Source organism: Kitasatospora arboriphila, assembly GCF_039528095.1.
Lineage (GTDB): Bacteria > Actinomycetota > Actinomycetes > Streptomycetales > Streptomycetaceae > Kitasatospora > Kitasatospora arboriphila.
This window is the reverse complement of the sequence record NZ_BAAALD010000124.1, coordinates 1-18934: the sequence shown is the minus strand read 5'-3', so window position 1 is coordinate 18934 and position 18934 is coordinate 1. Positions and strand designations below refer to the sequence as shown.

At 73.0% G+C, this 18934-nt stretch carries 13 protein-coding genes; 3 read left to right on the top strand and 10 right to left on the bottom strand.

The window, feature by feature from the left end; genetic code table 11:
- The coding region (locus tag ABD353_RS35775) for an Lhr family helicase (protein WP_425555321.1) at window positions 1-698 on the top strand (698 nt) is incomplete at its 5' end.
- Between the two features lie 90 nt (window positions 699-788).
- On the opposite strand, the gene ABD353_RS35770 is transcribed toward ABD353_RS35775, so the two are convergent.
- The 9 genes from ABD353_RS35770 to ABD353_RS35730 all read right to left on the bottom strand — a co-directional run bounded on the left by ABD353_RS35770 (window position 789) and on the right by ABD353_RS35730 (window position 13810).
- A complete protein-coding gene (locus tag ABD353_RS35770) occupies window positions 789-1064 on the bottom strand; it encodes a hypothetical protein (protein ID WP_344627884.1) in 276 nt (91 codons plus the stop codon).
- A gap of 47 nt (window positions 1065-1111) precedes the next feature.
- Window positions 1112-1483, bottom strand: a complete 372-nt coding sequence (locus tag ABD353_RS35765) for a helix-turn-helix domain-containing protein (RefSeq protein WP_344627883.1) — start codon at window positions 1481-1483, stop codon at window positions 1112-1114.
- Window positions 1484-1755: 272 nt separating this feature from the next.
- A complete protein-coding gene (locus tag ABD353_RS35760) occupies window positions 1756-2295 on the bottom strand; it encodes a CinA family protein (RefSeq protein WP_344627882.1) in 540 nt (179 codons plus the stop codon).
- Window positions 2292-2948 carry a CDP-diacylglycerol--glycerol-3-phosphate 3-phosphatidyltransferase gene (gene pgsA / locus ABD353_RS35755; protein ID WP_344627881.1) on the bottom strand — a complete coding sequence of 219 codons (657 nt, stop codon included), beginning with the start codon at window positions 2946-2948 and terminating at the stop codon, window positions 2292-2294. Before pgsA ends, ABD353_RS35760 begins: the two co-directional genes overlap by 4 nt.
- On the bottom strand, window positions 2945-4405 hold the full coding sequence (gene rimO, locus ABD353_RS35750) for a 30S ribosomal protein S12 methylthiotransferase RimO (protein WP_344627880.1): 1461 nt from the start codon (window positions 4403-4405) through the stop codon (window positions 2945-2947). The genes pgsA and rimO overlap by 4 nt, the downstream gene beginning before the upstream one ends.
- 73 nt (window positions 4406-4478) lie before the next feature.
- Window positions 4479-5357 carry a helix-turn-helix domain-containing protein gene (locus ABD353_RS35745; RefSeq protein ID WP_425555320.1) on the bottom strand — a complete coding sequence of 293 codons (879 nt, stop codon included), beginning with the start codon at window positions 5355-5357 and terminating at the stop codon, window positions 4479-4481.
- A gap of 229 nt (window positions 5358-5586) precedes the next feature.
- Window positions 5587-8247 (bottom strand): DNA translocase FtsK, encoded by a 2661-nt coding sequence (locus ABD353_RS35740; RefSeq protein ID WP_344627878.1) that lies wholly within the window; start codon window positions 8245-8247, stop codon window positions 5587-5589.
- Window positions 8248-8381: 134 nt separating this feature from the next.
- Window positions 8382-9017, bottom strand: coding sequence for a response regulator (locus ABD353_RS35735; protein WP_344627886.1), 636 nt, complete (start codon window positions 9015-9017; stop codon window positions 8382-8384).
- 236 nt (window positions 9018-9253) lie between these two features.
- Window positions 9254-13810 (bottom strand): HAMP domain-containing protein, encoded by a 4557-nt coding sequence (locus tag ABD353_RS35730; RefSeq protein ID WP_425555322.1) that lies wholly within the window; start codon window positions 13808-13810, stop codon window positions 9254-9256.
- Window positions 13811-14313: 503 nt separating this feature from the next.
- Here ABD353_RS35730 and ABD353_RS35725 point away from each other — a divergent pair.
- Both ABD353_RS35725 and ABD353_RS35720 read left to right on the top strand, forming a co-directional pair.
- A complete protein-coding gene (locus ABD353_RS35725; protein ID WP_344627877.1) occupies window positions 14314-16869 on the top strand; it encodes a SpoIIE family protein phosphatase in 2556 nt (851 codons plus the stop codon).
- Between the two features lie 394 nt (window positions 16870-17263).
- Window positions 17264-17827, top strand: a complete 564-nt coding sequence (locus ABD353_RS35720) for an acetate uptake transporter (RefSeq protein WP_344627876.1) — start codon at window positions 17264-17266, stop codon at window positions 17825-17827.
- A gap of 135 nt (window positions 17828-17962) precedes the next feature.
- On the opposite strand, the gene ABD353_RS35715 is transcribed toward ABD353_RS35720, so the two are convergent.
- Window positions 17963-18820, bottom strand: coding sequence for a phosphatase PAP2 family protein (locus ABD353_RS35715; RefSeq protein WP_344627875.1), 858 nt, complete (start codon window positions 18818-18820; stop codon window positions 17963-17965).
- Between the last annotated feature and the right edge of the window lie 114 nt (window positions 18821-18934).

The following is an 18934-nucleotide window of genomic DNA, read 5'->3' as shown; positions in this document are numbered from 1 at the left end:
CGCTCCTCCCGGAGCCCCCGCCCGAGGCGCTCGCCCGGGCCGCGTTCCTGGCGCAGAGCCTGCTCGACCGGCACGGCGTCCTCACCCGCGGCACCGTCGCCGCCGAGCGCGTCCCCGGCGGCTTCGCCGGCGTCTACCGGGTGCTCTCCGCCTTCGAGGAGCGCGGCCGGGCCCGCCGCGGGTACTTCGTCGAGGGGCTGGGCGGCTCCCAGTTCGCGATGGACGGCGCCGCGGACCGGCTGCGCTCGGTCAGCGGACGACTGGAGCGCGCCGGGGCGCAGGGCTGGACGGCCGGGCCGGGCAGCGCCGACCAGCCGGAGGCGCTGGTGCTGGCCGCCGCCGACCCGGCCAACGCCTACGGCGCGGCCCTGGACTGGCCCGAACCACCGGGTGCCTCCCCCGCGAAGGGCTCCGCCCACCGCCCCGGGCGCAAGGCCGGCGCCCTGGTCGTCCTGGTCGACGGCGAGCTGGTGCTGTACGTGGAGCGCGGCGGCAAGTCGCTGCTGTCCTGGGCGGAGGGCGAAGTGCTGGCGACGGCCGCGCAGGCCCTGGGGCGGGCGGCCCGCGAGGGGGCGCTCGGCAGCGTCACGGTGGAGCGCGCCGACGGCGAGCCGGCCCTCACCTCACCGCTCGGTCCCGTCCTGGAGGCCGCCGGCTTCCACCCCACCCCCCGCGGCTACCGCCTCCGCCCCCAATAGCCCCCGGGGCGCTCGGGCGGTCGGTTCAGGGGCGCTGGGGGCACCCCACGCGCCCCTGTGTGGCATCCGTACGCCGTTGAAGACAGGGCCCTAGGCCGCCGGGCCGAGGCCGTCCTGGTCCGGCGGGATGGTGCGGCGGCGGGCCGGGCCGGTCAGCCGGCGGTCGGTGTGGACGGGCAGCAGCCCCAGTCCCCAGCCGCCGGCGGCGAGTATGCCGAGCGCCGGGCCGTCGCCCGCCGCGCCGGGGCCGAACAGCCACCATCCGGTGGCCGCACACAGCAGGGCGGCCGGGCCGACCCACCTCAGGTGGGCCCGCCCGGCCGCCCTGACGAGCACCTGGGCTCGTGCCGTAACGACTCTGCGCACCGGGGCCTCCTTCACTCGCTCCCCTGGTCGGGGAGGGCGAGGTCCGGTCAGGCCGCGACCACGTCCATGGCTGCTGCCTTGGGCACGGTCGTGCCGACCCGATCGACACCGGGGGCCGGCAGCGGAACCGGTTCGAGGACCGGCCTCAGCAGATCACCCTCCGAGAGGGTGGCCATCGCCGCAAGTTCGGCGAGGGACAGCTCGTCGCTGACCTCGCGCATGACCTCGGACATCCGGACATCGAGCGCGTCGCAGATGGCGGAGAGCAGCTCGGAGGAAGCCTCCTTCTGCCCCCGCTCCACCTCGGAGAGGTAGCCGAGCGAAACCCTGGCGGCCGCCGACACCTCGCGGAGTGTGCGGCCCTGGCGCTGGCGCTGCCGACGCAGCACATCGCCCAGCAGGCGACGGAGCAGGATCATCGGTGCCTCCCTCCTCGGACTGCGGATCGAGATGTCACGACCCCACCGTACCGCCTCGTCCGCATCGCGTGCGGGGACCGTGGTCGTGTTCACTCTGGGCTGCAAGGCTGTCCCCTCCCGTTCTGTGCCCCGCCCGGGCGTCCGCTGCGCGTCGTCCGGGCCCGTGGCGTCGCCACGCGGTGACTCGGCTTGGCTCTGTTCTGCCCGCCCTGGGCCTGTGCTGTAACACGATCCTCCAGCTCGGGCGGCCGATTCGGAGATTTCGGGAAAGCTCAGCGCGACGGGCCGTCACTCGCTAGGCGCTCGAGCAGCAGCTCCAGAGCGGCTGCCACCGTCCTGCGACGGATGATTGCACGTTGCCCCGACAACACCCGGGAGTCGGCCCGTGTTCCCGCAGGACCGGCGAATCCGATGTGGACGGTGCCGACCGGCACGCCGTCCTGCGGCTCCGGTCCGGCCACCCCGGTGGTGGCGAGTCCGTAGGTGGCACCGAGCAGTGCCCGTACGCCCTCGGCCATCTGGCGGGCCACCACCGGATGGACGGGGCCGTGCACGGCCAGCAGCCCCTCGTCCACGCCCAGCACGGACGCCTTGAGGTCCGTGGCGTACGCGGTGACGGAGCCTCGGAAGGTGGCGGAGGCGCCGGGGACGTCGACCAGAGCGGCCGCCAGCAGACCCCCGGTCAGCGACTCGGCGACGGCGACGGTGGCGCTCCGCCCGCGGAGCGCGGCGTGCACCCGCTCCGCGAGCCCGTCACCGGCGCTGCCGTCCTGCGCCGCGTGCTGCGCCGCACCGCCGTCGGGGGTGCTCATCGGCCGGTGGCCTCCCGTGCGGCGGCGCGCTGCTCGGCCAGGCCCTCGCGCCTCAGCCGGACCGCCTGGCCGACGTAGTCGAGGCCGGTGGCGACGGTGAGCAGCACGGCCGCGCCCATGACGACGGCGCGGGCGGTGGCCAGCGGGCCGGTCAGCACCAGCACGTACATGCCGACCGCGATGCCCTGGGTGAGGGTCTTGAGCTTGCCGCCGCGGCTGGCCGGGATGACGGCGTACCGGATGACCCAGAACCGCATCAGGGTGATGCCGAGTTCGCGGGCGAGGATGACCACGGTGATCCACCAGGGCAGGTCACCGAGGATCGAGAGGCCGATCAGCGCGGCACCCATGATCGCCTTGTCGGCGATCGGGTCGGCGATCTTGCCGAAGTCGGTGATCAGGCCCTTGCGGCGGGCGAGCTCGCCGTCGAAGACGTCCGTGATCATGGCGATGGCGAAGGAGGCCCAGGCGACCGAGCGCCACTTGGGGTCGTGGCCGCCGTCCGCGAAGAGCAGCAGCACGAAGACCGGCACCAGCAGCAGGCGGACCATCGTCAGGACGTTGGCGATGTTCCAGAGGCCCGGCTGCGGCGACGGCGCGGCCCCGGGGCGGCCGGGCGGGGCCGCCGTCGGGGCGCCGGGCCCCTTGGTCACGCGTCCGCTCCTGGGGCCTCGGCGCCGACGACCTCGGCGACCAGGTCGACACCCTCGGCGGCGACCACCACGGCCCGGTAGAACCGGCCGACCTCGGCGTCGTCCGCGCCGAGCAGGGTGGTGAGGCCGTCGGTCTCCGGGGCCTGGTGGGCGGAGCGGCCCTCGACGGTGCCGTCCTCGACGGACTCGACGAGGACCAGCACCTCGGTGCCGATCCGCTCCTCGGCGCGCTGGGCGGTGAGCTCCTCGGCCAGCCGGGAGAGCTTGGCGAGGCGGTCGGCGACGACGTCCTCGGGCAGCTTGCCGTCGAGCGTCGCGGCCTCGGTGCCCTCCTCGTCGGAGTAGCCGAAGACGCCGATCGCGTCGAGGCGGGCGCCGGAGACGAAGCGCTCCAGCTCGGCGAAGTCCTCCTCGGTCTCGCCGGGGAAGCCGACGATGAAGTTGGAGCGGGCGCCGGCCTGCGGGGCCTTGGCGCGGATGCCGTCCAGCAGCTCCAGGAACTGGTCGGTGGAGCCGAAGCGGCGCATCCGGCGGAGCACGGCCGGCGCGGAGTGCTGGAAGGACAGGTCGAAGTAGGGCACGACCTTGTCGATCGAGGTCATGGCGTCGATCAGGCCGGGCCGCATCTCGGCGGGCTGCAGGTAGCTGACCCGGATGCGCTCGATCCCGTCGATGTCGGCGATCTCGGCGAGCAGGGTCTCCAGCAGGCGGATGTCGCCGAGGTCCTTGCCGTACGAGGTGTTGTTCTCGCTGACCAGCACGACCTCGCGGACGCCCTGCTCGGCCAGCCAGCGGGCCTCGTTCAGCACGTCGGAGGGGCGGCGGGAGATGAACGAGCCGCGGAAGGCCGGGATGGCGCAGAAGGAGCACCGCCGGTCGCAGCCGGAGGCCAGCTTGATCGAGGCGACCGGGCTGTCGTCGAGCCGCTTGCGCAGGGTGCGGGGGCCGGAGGCCGGGGCGACGCCCTCGGGGAGGTCCTCGGGGGCCCCGTGGCCGGGCAGGGCGACCTCGGCGGCGGCGGCCTGGCGCTCGACCGGGGTCAGCGGCAGCAGCTTGCGGCGGTCCCGCGGGGTGTGGGCCTCGACGTGGCCGCCGGAGAGGATGGTCTGCAGCCGGCTGGAGATGTCGGTGTAGTCGTCGAAGCCGAGCACGCCGTCGGCCTCGGGCAGGGCGTCGGCGAGCTCCTTGCCATAGCGCTCGGCCATGCAGCCGACCGCGACGACGGCCTGGGTGCGGCCGTGCCCCTTGAGGTCGTTGGCCTCCAGCAGGGCGTCGACGGAGTCCTTCTTGGCGGCTTCGACGAACCCGCAGGTGTTGACGACGGCGACGTCGGCGTCGGCTGCGTCGTCGACCAGCTGCCAGCCGTCCGCCTCCAGTCGCCCGGCGAGTTCCTCGGAGTCCACCTCGTTGCGGGCGCATCCGAGCGTGACAAGGGCGACAGTACGGCGTTCAGGCATGACGCCAAGATTAACGCGCGGCCCCCGGTGCCGTTCGCCCCGGAGGCCGTGCGCGCCGATCCGTCGCCCCGACTCAGCCCGCCTGCGGGTCTCCAGGGGTGTACGTGACGTGCACCACCTGGCCGTCGGCACCGGCCGGACCGAGGTCCTTGCCGTTGACGTACACGTGCACGGCGCCGGCGTTGCCGAGCACCAGGCTGATCTGCTTGGGGTCGGTGAAGGTCTGGTCCTGGCCGGTCTCCAGGTTGTTGGAGAACAGAGCCTTGCCCTTGCCGTCCTTGGCGGAGACCCAGCTGGTGGCCTTCTCGGCGACGAGCTTCACGGTGACCTTGTCGGCCGGGGCCGCGGCGATCGGGGCGAGGCTCGGGGCCGGGGCCGGGGGCTGGGCGGACGAGCCGGCGGGGGCGGAGCCGGCGGCGCTGGCCAGCGGGGAGCTGGCGGCACCGGTGGCGGGGGCGTTGGAGTGGCCGCCGAACAGGTTGAAGCCGATCAGGGCGACCACGGCGAGGATGGCGACCACCATCGGGGTGGTCCAGTTCGGCCGGCGGTGGTCGTTGACCTTGATCGGGGCGGTGTCGAGCAGCTGGGTCGGGCGGCGGTCGGCGGGCGAGCCGCCGTGCGCCGCGTCGTAGCGGGCCACGAGGTCCTCGCCGTCGACGCCGACGGCGCGGGCCAGGGCGCGGATGTGGCCGCGGGCGTAGAAGTCGCCGCCACAGCGGGAGAAGTCGTCCTGCTCGATGGCGTGGACGATGGGGACGCGGACGCGGGTGCTCGTACTCACCTGATCGACGGTCAGGCCGGCGTCGATGCGGGCGGTGGTGAGCACACGACCGATGCTCGGGAGGTCAGCGGCTGGCTGGTCGGCCGCCGGCGCCGGCTGCCCCGGTTCGTTCCGGGACGTGCGGGCGGAGGGCCGGCTGCTGCCACGGTCGGGGGACTTGCCGATGGTCACTGGACGCGCCTTTCGAGCGTTGGCCACCTGCTGAGAAAACAGTCTAGGGGCGGGAGTGGAACGAATCTCAAGCGGAATAGGCCCGAACGTGGGCGGCTTGCCGGCCGCGTCTGACGGCAGGTCAGCGCAGGCCGGGTGCACAATTCGTCCCCGCCCCGATAGGGACGCGCCGACTGCTCGGCGCGGTTCCCCCTACTTATCACATTCCTCCGAACGAGTGAGAGGCGGCTCATCCACGGAGTGTCAGCAGGACACCGTCCAGTTCGTCCGGCTTGACCAGGACGTCGCGCGCCTTGGAGCCCTCGCTGGGGCCGACGATGCCCCGGGACTCCATCAGGTCCATCAGCCGGCCGGCCTTGGCGAAGCCGACCCGCAGCTTGCGCTGGAGCATCGAGGTCGAGCCGAACTGGGTGGAGACGACCAGCTCCGCGGCCTGGATCAGCAGGTCGAGGTCGTCGCCGATCTCCTCGTCGATCTCCTTCTTGGGGCCGCCGCCGACCGTGACGTCGTCCCGGTAGACGGCGCCCATCTGGTCCTTGCAGTGCTGGACGACCTTGGCGATCTCCGCCTCGGTGACGAACGCGCCCTGCATGCGGACCGGCTTGGAGGCGCCCATCGGCAGGAAGAGCGCGTCGCCCTTGCCGATCAGCTTCTCCGCACCGGGCTGGTCGAGGATGACCCGGGAGTCGGCCATCGCCGAGGTGGCGAAGGCGAGCCGGGACGGCACGTTGGCCTTGATCAGGCCGGTGACCACGTCCACCGAGGGCCGCTGGGTGGCGAGCACCAGGTGGATGCCGGCCGCACGGGCGAGCTGGGTGATGCGCACGACCGAGTCCTCGACGTCCCGCGGCGCGACCATCATGAGGTCGGCCAGCTCGTCGACGATGACCAGCAGGTACGGATACGGCGTCAGCTCGCGCTCGCTGCCGAGCGGCGGCTTGAGCCTGCCGGAGCGGACCGCGGCGTTGAAGTCGTCGACGTGCCGGAAGCCGAACGCGGCCAGGTCGTCGTAGCGCATGTCCATCTCGCGCACCACCCACTGGAGGGCCTCGGCGGCCTTCTTCGGGTTGGTGATGATCGGCGTGATCAGGTGCGGGATCCCCTCGTACGCGGTCAGTTCGACGCGCTTGGGGTCGACCAGCACCATCCGCACCTCGTCCGGGGTGGAGCGGACGAGGACGGAGGTGATCAGGCAGTTGATGCACGAGGACTTGCCCGCGCCGGTGGCGCCGGCGACCAGGATGTGCGGCATCTTCGCGAGGTTGGCCATCACCGTGTGGCCCTCGACGTCCTTGCCCATGCCGACGACCATCGGGTGGTCGTCCTCGGCCGCGGCGCGCGAGCGCAGCAGGTCGCCGAGGTTGACCATCTCGCGGTCCCGGTTGGGGATCTCCACGCCGACCGCGGACTTGCCGGGGATCGGCGAGATGATCCGCACGTCCGGGCTGGCGACGGCGTAGGCGATGTTCTTGGCCAGCGCGGTGATCCGCTCGACCTTCACGGCGGGGCCGAGCTCGACCTCGTAGCGGGTGACCGTCGGGCCGCGGGTGAAGCCGGTGACCCGGGCGTCCACCTTGAACTCCGCGAAAACGCCGGTGAGCTGGGCGACGACCTCGTCGTTGAGCCGGGAGCGGGCCTTCGCCGGGGCGCCCTGCTCCAGCAGGTCCAGCGGCGGCAGGGAGTACGCGATGTCCCCGGCGAGGGTGAGCTGCTCCATCCGCACCGGCGCCGGGCCGTGGCCCTCGGGCGCCCCCTCGGAGCGGGCGGCGGGCACCGCGGGCTCCTCCGGCGGGGCGGTGTTGTCCTTGACCTGGTGGAGCATGCTGGCGACCGCGGGCGAGCCCGGGACGCCGTACAGCAGGGCGCCGTCGAGGTCCGCGGCGACGCCGGCGGCGAGGTCGCGGGTCTCGTACGGGTCCTTGACGAACATGTCGGGGACGGCCGAGGCGAGTTCCGGGTCGTCGACCTGCTTGCGGCGGCGGCGCCTGCGGGGCGGGGCGTCCTCGTCGTCGATGGTGAAGGGCAGCGCCTCGGGGTCGGCGTCCTCGGGCGGCTCGGTGGAGTGCTCGCGGGAGGTGCCGGCGGCCGCGGAGCCGTCCGCGCCGGGGGCCCCGGCGAGGGCCGGCTCGACCACGCCGAGCCGCTCGCCGAGGCCGCGCAGCCGCTCGGGGATCTTGTTGACCGGGGTGGCGGTGACCACGAGCAGGCCGAAGAAGGCGAGCAGGATCAGCAGCGGCACGGCGAGCGGCGGTCCGGCGGCGGCCATCATCGGCGTGGAGGCGGCCCAGCCGACGATGCCGCCGGCCGCCCGTATCCGGGACGCCCCGCTGGACATGACGGGTGCTCCGCAGCCGATGTGGACCAGGCCGAGGACGCCGACGACCAGCGCGGTCAGGCCGATCACGATCCGGCCGTTGGCCTCCGGCACCTCGGGATGCCGCATCAGCCGCACCGAGACGCCGCCGAGCAGGAAGGGCACCAGCACGTCGAGCCGGCCGAACAGCCCGGAGACGACGTTGGTGGCGGCCTCGCCGAGCCAGCCCTGCGGGCTGAACCAGGTGCCGGCCGCGGTGACCAGTGCCAGGGCGAGCAGCATCAGCGCCACGCCGTCCTTGCGGTGGGCCGGGTCGAGGTTGCGGGCGCCGTGGCCGAAGCCGCGGAAGAGCGCGCCGACGGAGTGCGCGAGGCCGAGCCAGACGGCCCGGACGGCGCGGAAGAGTATCGGCCGGGGCGGCGGCGGGGCGGGTGCCGCGGCCTTCTTGGCGGGCGCCCTCTTCGCGGCCGCCTTGCGCGGCGCCGCGGGCGTGGCGGCGGCCTTCTTGGCCGGCGCCTTCTTGGCCGGCCCGGGCTTCGGGTTGCGTGCCTGGCTTCCGGGCGTACGTGTGGCCATGGCACAGCAGCCTACCGGCGGCCGGCACGCCTGCACATGTGACCGAGCGCGAGCAGGGCGGCGTGTCGCCGACGTCCTGTCACGGCCGCCGTGTCACCCGACCGGGTGGATGCGGGCCGGCGCCCGGCGGGCCGTCAGGACGAGCCGGGGCGCAGGGCGTCGAGGGCGCGGCGCAGGCCGGCGAGTTTGCTCTCCAGATGGGCGGCGCCCGCGGCGGCCGCCGTCTCCGAGGTGCCGTCGAGCTGCTTGGTGAGGGCCTCCGCCTGCTCCTCGACCGTCGCCAGCCGGGCGGAGAGCTCGCCGAGCAGGGCGCCGCCGATGGCCGGGGCCTCGCCCGCCTCCAGCTGCAGGCGCAGCAGCGCGGCCTGCTCCTTGAGCTGGCAGTTCTTCATGTAGAGGTCGACGAAGACGGAGACCTTGGCGCGCAGCACCCACGGGTCGAAGGGCTTGGAGATGTAGTCCACCGCGCCGGCCGCGTAGCCGCGGAAGGTGTGGTGCGGCCCGTGGTTGATCGCGGTCAGGAAGATGATCGGGATGTCGCGGGTGCGTTCGCGGCGCTTGATGTGCGCGGCCGTCTCGAAGCCGTCCATGCCGGGCATCTGGACGTCCAGCAGGATCACGGCGAAGTCGTCGGTGAGCAGCGCCTTGAGTGCCTCCTCGCCGGACGAGGCCCGGACCAGCGTCTGGTCCAGCGCGGAGAGGATGGCCTCCAGCGCCAGCAGGTTCTCCGGCCGATCGTCGACCAGAAGGATCTTCGCCTTCTGCACCAGGACCCGCCCTCCTGCCGGTTGCCTGCCCAGGGTCGGCACGCCCGTGCCGCCCACTACTGACCCGGTCATGCTAGCCGTACCCCCTCGCCCGCCACATCGCTCCCGGCAACTCGGGCCGCCGGGCTCGCCGACCCGGGACGCCGAGTCACCGTTCGGTCACCGTTCGCAACGATTGCGGCACACTACCGGGTTCCCGGCCGGACCCGCCAGTACGGACCGACCGGTGGACCTGGCGGCTACCCGACCGCCAGCCACTGGCGCATGACCGCCAGCAGGTGGTCGGTCTCGACGGGCTTGGTGACGTGGTCGTTCGCCCCCGCCTCCAGGCTCTTCTCGCGGTCCCCCTTCATCGCCTTGGCGGTCAGCGCGATGATCGGCAGCCCCGCGAACTGCGGCATCCGACGGATCGCCTCGGTGGTCGCGTAGCCGTCCATCTCCGGCATCATGATGTCCATCAGCACCAGGGCGACGTCCTCGTGCTGCTCCAGCACCTCGATGCCCTCGCGGCCGTTCTCCGCGTAGAGCACGGCCAGTCCGTACTCCTCCAGCACGCTGGTGAGGGCGAAGACGTTGCGGATGTCGTCGTCGACGATCAGCACCCGCTGGCCCTCGAAGCGGCCCTGGAACTGGCCGGCCCCGGCGCGGTCCGCGGGCCGTTCGGGCTGGCGCGGGAACTGCTCGCGATCGGCGACGGCGGGCTCCGCGGCGCTGCGGCCCTCCAGGGCCCGCCGCGGGGTGCGGCCCTCGACGGCGCGGCGCCGCTCGGCGGCGCCCCGGCGGCGTTCCTCGGCCAGCTCGCGGACCTCCTGGGCCCAGTGCTCCGCCGGGTTCTCGCCGACCGGCACCGGCATCCCGACCGGGGTGACGCCGACCGCGGCGCGCACCGCCTGGCCCGCCGGGCGGTCCAGCGGGGCGGCGGCCGGCTCGTCGGCGCGCAGCGGCAGGTAGAGGGTGAAGGTCGAGCCGCGGCCGAGCTCGCTCTCGGCGTGGATCTCGCCGCCGAGCAGCCGGGCGATCTCCCGGCTGATCGACAGGCCGAGGCCGGTGCCGCCGTACTTGCGGCTGGTGCCGCCGTCGGCCTGCCGGAACGGCTCGAAGATCTCCCGGAGCTTGTTCCCGGGGATGCCGATGCCGGTGTCGGAGACGGAGAAGGCGATCAGTGCCTCGTCCGGGTCGCCGATCGCGTCGGCCTCCAGCAGCTGCTCGCGGACGTGCTGCGGCACGTCGCCGTTGGTGACCGGGCGGATCAGCAGGTCGACGGCGCCCGCGTCGGTGAACTTCACCGCGTTGGAGAGCAGGTTGCGCAGCACCTGCTGGAGGCGCTGCTCGTCGGTGTGCAGGGTGACCGGCAGGTCGTCGGTGACCCGGACGGCGAAGTCCAGGCTCTTGTCCTCGGCGAGCGGCCGGAACGCCGCCTCGACGTAGTCGACCAGCTGCACCAGGGCGATCCGGGCGGGGCGGACGTCCATCTTGCCCGCCTCGACCTTGGACAGGTCCAGGATGTCGTTGATCAGCTGCAGCAGGTCGGAACCCGCGCCGTGGATCGTTTCGGCGAACTCGACCTGCTTGGGCGACAGGTTGCCCTCGTTGTTGTCCGAGAGCAGCTTGGCGAGGATCAGCAGCGAGTTCAGCGGGGTGCGCAGCTCGTGCGACATGTTGGCGAGGAACTCGCTCTTGTAGCGGGAGGCGAGGGCGAGCTGCTCGGCGCGCTCCTCCAGGATCTGCCGGGCCTCCTCGATCTCGCTGTTCTTGATCTCGATGTCGCGGTTCTGCTGGGCGAGCTGCTCGGCCTTCTCCTGGAGCTCCTCGTTGGTGCGCTCCAGCTCCTCCTGGCGGGCCTCCAACTCGGCGGACCGCATGGAGAGTTCGGCGGTGAGCCGCTGCGACTCCAGGAGCAGGCCCTCGGTCTTGGTGTTGACGCTGATGGTGTTGACGGTGACGCCGATCAGGTCGGCGATCTGGTTCAGGAAGTCCAGCGCGACGGCGGTGAAGGCGCTGAACGAGGCCAGCTCGATCACGCCGAGCAGCCGGCCCTCGAACAGCACCGGCAGCACCACCACGTGCGCCGGGGAGGCCTCGCCCAGCCCGGAGGCGATCTTCAGGTAGCCGGGCGGGGTGTGGCTGATCACGATCGAGCGGCGCTCCACCGCGACCTGGCCGACCAGGCCCTCGCCGGGCCGGAAGGTCGTCGGCATGGTGCGCCGCTGGTAGCCGTAGCTGCCGATCAGGCGCAGCACGGTGTCGTTCTCGTCGTCGTCCTCGGTGACCAGTTCGGCCGTCCGCCCGGAGGGCTGGGCGAGGAAGAAGGCGCCGTGCTGGGCCGAGACCACCGGGGTCAGCTCGGTCATGATGAGCGAGGCGACGGCCTCCAGGTCGCGGCGGCCCTGCAGCAGACCGGACATCCGGGCCAGGTTGGTCTTCAGCCAGTCCTGGTCCTTGTTGGTGCGGGTGGTCTCGCGCAGGTTGGCGATCATCTGGTTGATGTTGTCCTTGAGCTCGTCGAGCTCGCCGGACGCGTCCACGTCGATCCGCGGGGACAGGTCGCCGCGGGTCACCGCGGTGGCCACCTGGGCGATCGCGCGGACCTGCCGGGTCAGGTTGTTCGCCAGCTCGTTCACCGACTCGGTGAGGTCCTGCCAGCGGCCGGCGACACCCGGTACGCGGGCCTGGCCGCCCAGCCGGCCGTCGGTGCCCACCTCGCGGGCGACGCGGGTGACCTCGTCGGCGAACGAGGACAGCTGGTCGACCATCGTGTTGATGCTGGTCTTGAGCTCCAGGATCTCGCCGCGCACGTCGACGTCGATCTTCTGCGACAGGTCGCCGCGGGCCACCGCCGTGATGACCAGGGCGATGTTGCGCACCTGGCCGGTGAGGTTGTTGGCCATCAGGTTGACGTTGTCGGTGAGGTCCTTCCAGATGCCGCCGACGCCCGGCACCGAGGCCTGGCCGCCCAGGGTGCCGTCGGTGCCCACCTCGCGGGCCACCCGGGTCACCTCGACGGCGAACGCCGACAGCTGGTCGACCATCGTGTTCATGGTGCTGGCGAGCGCCTTGACCTCGCCCTGCGCCTCGATGGTGATCTTCTTCGACAGGTCGCCGCGGGCCACCGCGGAGGCGACCTCGGCGATGTTGCGGACCTGGCTGGTCAGGTTGGACGCCATGAAGTTGACGTTGTCGGTGAGGTCCCGCCAGATGCCGGAGACCCCGCGCACCCGGGCCTGGCCGCCGAGGATGCCCTCGGTGCCCACCTCGCGGGAGACCCGGGTCACCTCGTCCGCGAACGCCGACAGCTGGTCGACCATCGTGTTGACGGTCGTCACCAGCTCGCGGATCTCGCCCTTGGCGTCGACGGTGATCTTCTTGGAGACGTCGCCGCGGGCGACCGCCGTCGTCACCTCGGCGATGTTGCGCACCTGGCTGGTGAGGTTGTTCGCCATCAGGTTGACGCTGTTGGTGAGGTCCTTCCAGGTGCCGGACACCCCCGGCACGCTGGCCTGGCCGCCGAGGATGCCCTCGGTGCCCACGTCCCGGGCGACCCTGGTCACCTCGTCGGCGAACGCGCCGAGCTGGTCGACCATCGTGTTGATGGTGTTCTTCAGCTCCAGGATCTCGCCGCGGGCGTCCACCTGGATCTTCTGCGACAGGTCGCCCTTGGCGACCGCGGTCGTCACCTGGGCGATGTTGCGCACCTGGCTGGTCAGGTTGTTCGCCATCGAGTTGACGTTCTCGGTGAGGTCCTTCCAGACGCCCGCCACGCCCGGCACCTGCGCCTGGCCGCCGAGGATGCCCTCGGTGCCGACCGCGCGGGCCACCCTCGTCACCTGTTCCGCGAACCCGGACAGCTGGTCGACCATCGTGTTGATGGTGTTCTTCAGCTCCAGGATCTCGCCGCGCGCGTCCACCTCGATCTTGCGCGACAGGTCGCCCTTGGCGACCGCCGTCGTCACCTCGGCGATGTTGCGCACCTGCGCCGTCAGGTTCGCCGCCATGAAGTTCACCGAGTCGGTGAGGTCGCGCCACACGCCGGCCACGCCGGGCACCTGCGCCTGACCGCCGAGGCGGCCCTCGGTGCCCACGTCGCGCGCCACCGTCGTCACCTGCGCGGCGAAGGAGTTCAGCTGGTCCACCATCGTGTTGACGGTGTTCTTCAGCTCCAGCATCTCGCCGGCCACGTCGACCGTGACCTTCCGCGACAGGTCGCCCTTGGCCACCGCCGTCGTCACCTCGGCGATGTTGCGCACCTGCGCCGTCAGCCGCCCGGCCATGGTGTTGACCGAGTCCGCCAGGTCCTTCCAGCTGCCCGAGACGCTGCGCACCCGGGCCTGGCCGCCCAGCTTGCCGTCGGTGCCCACCTCGATCGCCACCCGGGTCACCTCGTCGGTGAACTCCGACAGCTGGTCCACCAGCCCGTTGACGGTGCGGCCCACCTTCAGGAACTCGCCGCGCAGCGGGTAGCTCGCCCCGCTGGTGTGCACCGAGCGGAGCTCCATCCGCTGGTCCAGGTCGCCCTCCGCGATGGAGGTCAGCACCCGGCCCACCTCGGCCATCGGCCGGGCCAGGTCGTCGATCAGCGCGTTGCAGTTGTCGATGGCGGCCATCCAGGCGCCCTCGCCGACACCCGCCTCCAGCCGCTCGGAGAGCCGGCCCTCCCGGCCGACCGCCCGACGCACCCGCGCCAGCTCGCCCGTGAGGTGCTGGTTGCGCTCGGCGACCTCGTTGAACACCGCGGCGATCTCCGCCAGCGGCCCGTCCCCGGGAAAGGTCAGCCGCCGCCGGAAGTTGCCGTCCCGCATCGCGGTCAGCGCGGCCAGCAGCTTGCGCAGGTCGGCCGGCTCGGCACCCCGGGCGTGCCCGGACCGCCGCCCAGGCACGCCGCGGGCCCGGTGGCCGGCGCGGTCCGCGTCCCCGGTCGTGGCGATGGCGTCCTTGGTGGCCGAACTCAACGGGACCCTCCCACATCGTGACTGTCCGGTACCGTTCCAGTACCGCTCGGGCAGCCCGGCCGCCGTCGGCGGTACCGGTACCCCACCCGACCGTACGTCGCCGGTCCTGTGCTGCGGACCCCCCAGTCTGTCAGCACCTGCGCCCGGTGTCCGTCCGCTTGCGCAGCGTTCACCGCACGCGCACCGAATCCGTGGGCAGAATCACCCCCAGGGATCTGTTTCGGCGCCCGGGCCCCGCGGGGAACGAAGCGGAAAGTAGGGTGGAACGCTGCACCGGGCGCCGCGGCGGACCCCCCGGTGGCCGAACAGCCGGACCGCAGCAGACCGGACCAGAGCAGAGGAGTCGTGGGCACGTGGTCACCGCGCGCGCAGCCGCCACCTTCGAACCGGCCGGCCGCTCCGCCGCCGCCGCACGCGGCTTCGTCCGCGACGCGTTGCTCGGCTGGGGCCTGCCCGAGGTCGTCGACGACGCCGTCGTCCTGGTCAGCGAACTCGTCACCAACGCCGTGGTGCACGCCGGCACCGCCGCCGAGGTCGGCTGCGTGCGCGAGGAGTCGACCGTCCGCATCGAGGTCACCGACCACCACCCCGAGCGCGGACTGCCGGCCTTCGCCAACGTGCCCACCGCCTCCGACCGCTACGCCGACCCGGACGGCGAGGGCGGCCGCGGTCTGCTCATGTGCTCCGCCCTCTCCTCCTGCTGGGGCGTCGAGTACACCGCCGGACGCAAGACCGTCTGGTTCCGGCTCGCCCTGCCCGAGCACGTCCACGGCACCCGCTACGCCGTGCCGAGCCTCCCCGGCGGCGAACTCCCCGACACCGACGGGCCGGTGCGCGTCGCCGTCGTCCAACTCGACGACGAGGGCACCGTCCGCGGCTGGAACCCGGACGCCGAGGCGCTCTTCCGGCAGGCCCCCGACCAGGCCCTCGGCCGGCCCTGGGCCGACCTCGCCGTCTGGCCGGCCTCCCCCGGCCTCGGCCTCGCCGAGACCCTCCGGCTCGCCCGCTGGGAGGGCACCTTCGGCGTCCGCGCCGGCGACGGCCGGATCGTCGAGGTCTACGGCGTCCAGGTCCGCCTCCGCGACGCCCAGGGCGTCCCGTCCACGCTCTGCCTGCTCGTCCGGGACGGCGACCGCGCCGTGCTCCGCAGCCCCGGCACCACCGCCGAGGTCCCCGCCGCGATCGAACCCCTCGACCTGCTCGTCGGCCCGCTCTCCGCCGGCGACCTCGGCGACCTCGACGGACTCCTCCAGCGGATCGTCGACCGCGCCCGCGACCTGCTCGACGCCGACGCCGCCTACCTGCTGCTCACCACCGACGACGAGACCGAGTTCGAGGTCCGCGCCGCCACCGGCCTGCCCGGCTCCGGCCGCCGCTACGCCCGCCTGCCGATCGACGGCGGCGCCGGCCGCTACGACTCCGCCCGGCTCCCCGCCGTCCACGAGGACCTCTCCGTCCGCCCCTCCGCCGCACCCCTGCTCAACGGCAGCGGCCTGCGCTCCCTCATCACCGTCCCGCTCAAGGTCGAGGGCCGGCTCACCGGCTCCCTCGGCGTCGCCGCCGGCGCCCCCGCCCGCTACGACAACGAGGACGCGCTGCGCCTGCAGTTCGCCGCCGACCGGATCGCCCTCGCCCTGGAGAGCGCCCGCCTCACCGAGCTCGAACAGCTGCGCCGCGGCTCGCTCTCCTTCCTCGTCGAGGCCTCCGACCTGCTCGCCGGCACCCTCGAACACGAGCAGACCCTCGCCCTCATGGCGCAGATGGCCGTCCCCAAGCTCGCCGCCTGGTGCGCCGTCTACACCACCGGCGAGCAGAACGGCGGCGCCGACCTCGCGTTCCTGCTGCACGAGGACGAGGACCGCATCGACCCGCTGCGCGACGTCCTCGACAAGACGCCCGCCCCGGAGGCCGTCCCCGCCGCCGGCGCCCGCTTCTGGAAGGCCCCCGCCGAGACCGCCCGCAGCCTCGGCCTCAGCGACGGCCCCGCCCTGGCCGGCCTGCTCGGCGAGACCGTCGTCCTGCCGCTCGCCGCCCGCAACCGGGTCATCGGCCTGCTCGTCCTCGGCGTCGGCAGCGGCGTCCGCTTCCGCCAGGAGATCCTCGAACTCGCCGAGGACCTCTCCCGTCGCGCCGCGCTCGCCCTGGACAACTCCCGCCTGTACTCCGAGCGCAACGCCACCAGCCAGGCCTTCCAGCGCGCCCTGCTGCCGCCCGAACTGCCCAAGATCCCCGGCGTCGAGGTCGAGGTCTTCTACCAGGCGGCTGGCGAGGGCAACGAGGTCGGCGGCGACTTCTACGACATCTTCCCGATCCGCGAGGGCACCTACGGCTTCGCCATCGGCGACGTCTGCGGCACCGGCCCGGAGGCCGCCTCGGTCACCGGCCTCGCCCGGAACTCGCTGCGCCTGCTCGCCCGCGAGGGCCTCGACGCCCCCCAGGTCCTCGCCCGGCTGAACTCCGCCATCCTCGGCGAGGGCACCCGCAGCCGCTTCCTCACCCTGCTGTACGGCGAGTTGACGCCCCGGCCGGACGGCTCGACCGCGCTCTCCCTGGTCTGCGCCGGACACCCGCTGCCGCTGCGGCTGCGCACCGACGGGCAGGTCGACCAGGCCGCCTCGCCGCAACCGCTGCTCGGCGTCATGGACGAACTCGACCTCACCGCCGAGGAGTTGGTCCTCGCACCGGGCGAGGTCCTGCTCTGCGTCACCGACGGCGTCACCGAACGCCGCGAGGGCCGCCGGATGCTCGGCGACGACGGGCTGGCCGAAGTCCTCACCGGCTGCACCGGGTTGACCGCCGGCGCGGTCGCCGCCCGGGTCCAGCGCGCCGTCGAGCGGTTCGCCCCCGAGCCGCCCTCCGACGACATGGCGATCCTCACCCTGCGGGTGCCCGAACAGCGCCACGCCTGACGGCACCCCGCCCCGGGGCTTCGGGCACCGGAACGTTCAATCCCGTTCACCGCGTGGTCGGACCGCGGCACCGCACAGCTGACGACTGCACAAATTGTGTGATTCACAAGGGTACAAGGCGCCGGGACCGGGTACACATCCATCACCGGGGGACACCCCGGAGGGGCATCGACCGACGGCCGCGCCGCCGGTCCTCACCAGCCGGAACCCGCCCGCACGTCCACGTCCGTGCGCCCGCGGCCCGGCATCGCGCAGCACCTCACGCACCTCTCCGTGCACCGCACCGCACGTCCTCGTGCACCTCCGTGCACCGTCACGCACCGCGCTCCCCCATGCCGCGGTGCGCCCCCACAGAACACGCCGCCATCCCGGCACGCAGTGAAAGGAGCCTCCGGTGAGCAATGTCGCTACCGGGGCGGACGCCCGACCCGCAGGAGCCGACGCGGGTCCTCTCGGATACCTGGCCCTCGGACTGACCCTTCTGGCATACGGCCTGCTCTCCACCGGCGCCCTCAGCGGTGCCGGGGTCAAGGACGCCGTCTCGCTCACCCACCTGGTCGGCGGCATCGCGCTGTTCGTCGCGGGCCTGTGGCAGCTCCACGTCGGTGAGGGCTTCACCGGCACCGCGTTCACCGGCCTCGGCGCCTTCTGGGCGACCTGGTCGACCGCGGAGGGCGCCGGCAAGAACGCCGCGGGGCTCTTCCTGCTGCTCTGGGCGCTGCTGGCGCTCACCCTCACCCTCGCCAGCTGGAACAGCGGCGGATGGCTGGGACGCGCCGTCTACGGCCTGCTCACGGTCTCCCTGCTGCTGGGCGCGGTCGCCGCGTTCGGCGACAGCTCCGGCCTCGGCAAGCTCGCCGGCTGGGTCGCCGCCGTCTCCGGCCTCGCGTCCTGGTACTGGGCGACCGCGTCGCTGACCAACAGCGGCTGGGGTCGCGCGGCACTGCCGGTCAAGTAACCCCCGAGAACGGGTGGGCCGGACCTCTCCCCCACGGGGCCCGGCCCACCGCCGTGTCCGGAGCCGTTCCCGCGGTCACCGCGGTACCGGATCCCGGCAGCACCACGATCCCCGCGGCCCCGCCTGCTCCGCCTCTCAGCGGACGGCGGGGCTGTGCTGCTCCGCCTCCCGGAGGTCGTCCTCCTGCCGAACCCGCACCACGCCCGGCACCCCGGTCTGGCCACGCCAGCCGGCCATGGCGTGCTGCACCAGGTAGACCACCAGCAGCAGGGCGACCGCGACCAGCCCGTCCGCCCAGAAGTGGTTGGCGGTCACCACGACCACCACCACGGTCAGCACCGGGTGCAGCACCACCAGCCAGCGCCAGCGGCTCCGCCCGACCACGACCACGGCCACCGCCACGATCACGCACCAGGCGACGTGCACCGAGGGCATCGCCGACAACTGGTCCGGCACCACGCCGGCCACCGCACCGCCGTACACCGACTGCCCGTACTGCACCGCCAGGTCCACGAAGCCGTTCCCCGGCAGCATCCGCGGCGGCGCCACCGGAATGAACTGGATGAGCAGGCAGGCCGCGGTGGTCGCCACCACCGTCGTCCGCACCCAGGCGTAGTTCTCCCGGTGCTTCAGGAACAGCCACAGGAGCAGGACGAGCATCACCCCGAAGTGCATCGTGGCGTAGTAGTAGTTCGCCCCCTGGACGAGCCACGGGTGCGGCGTCACCGCCCGCTGCCAGGACACCTCGTCGGGCAGACCGAAGGCCAGCTCGGTGCGGTGGATCCACTCCGCCCGGTCCAGCGCGTGGTCGGTGCTCATCACCGACAGGTGGCCGACTACCTGCCACAGCGTGAACAGTGCGAGGAGCGTGCCGGCCTCTCTCAGCAGGGCGGCCGACGTCGTACGACGGGCCCGCCCGGCAGCGAAGGCCGTGGCGTACAGCGCGGCGGATGCGCCGGCCGAGGCCTGCCAGGTGAGCGTCAGGTTCTGCATTGGCGAAGGTTAACGCAGAAAAGCCCCCTCCCAAAGGGGAGGGGGCTTCTCTTTCAATGATTGTTCGGCGGCGTCCTACTCTCCCACAGGGTCCCCCCTGCAGTACCATCGGCG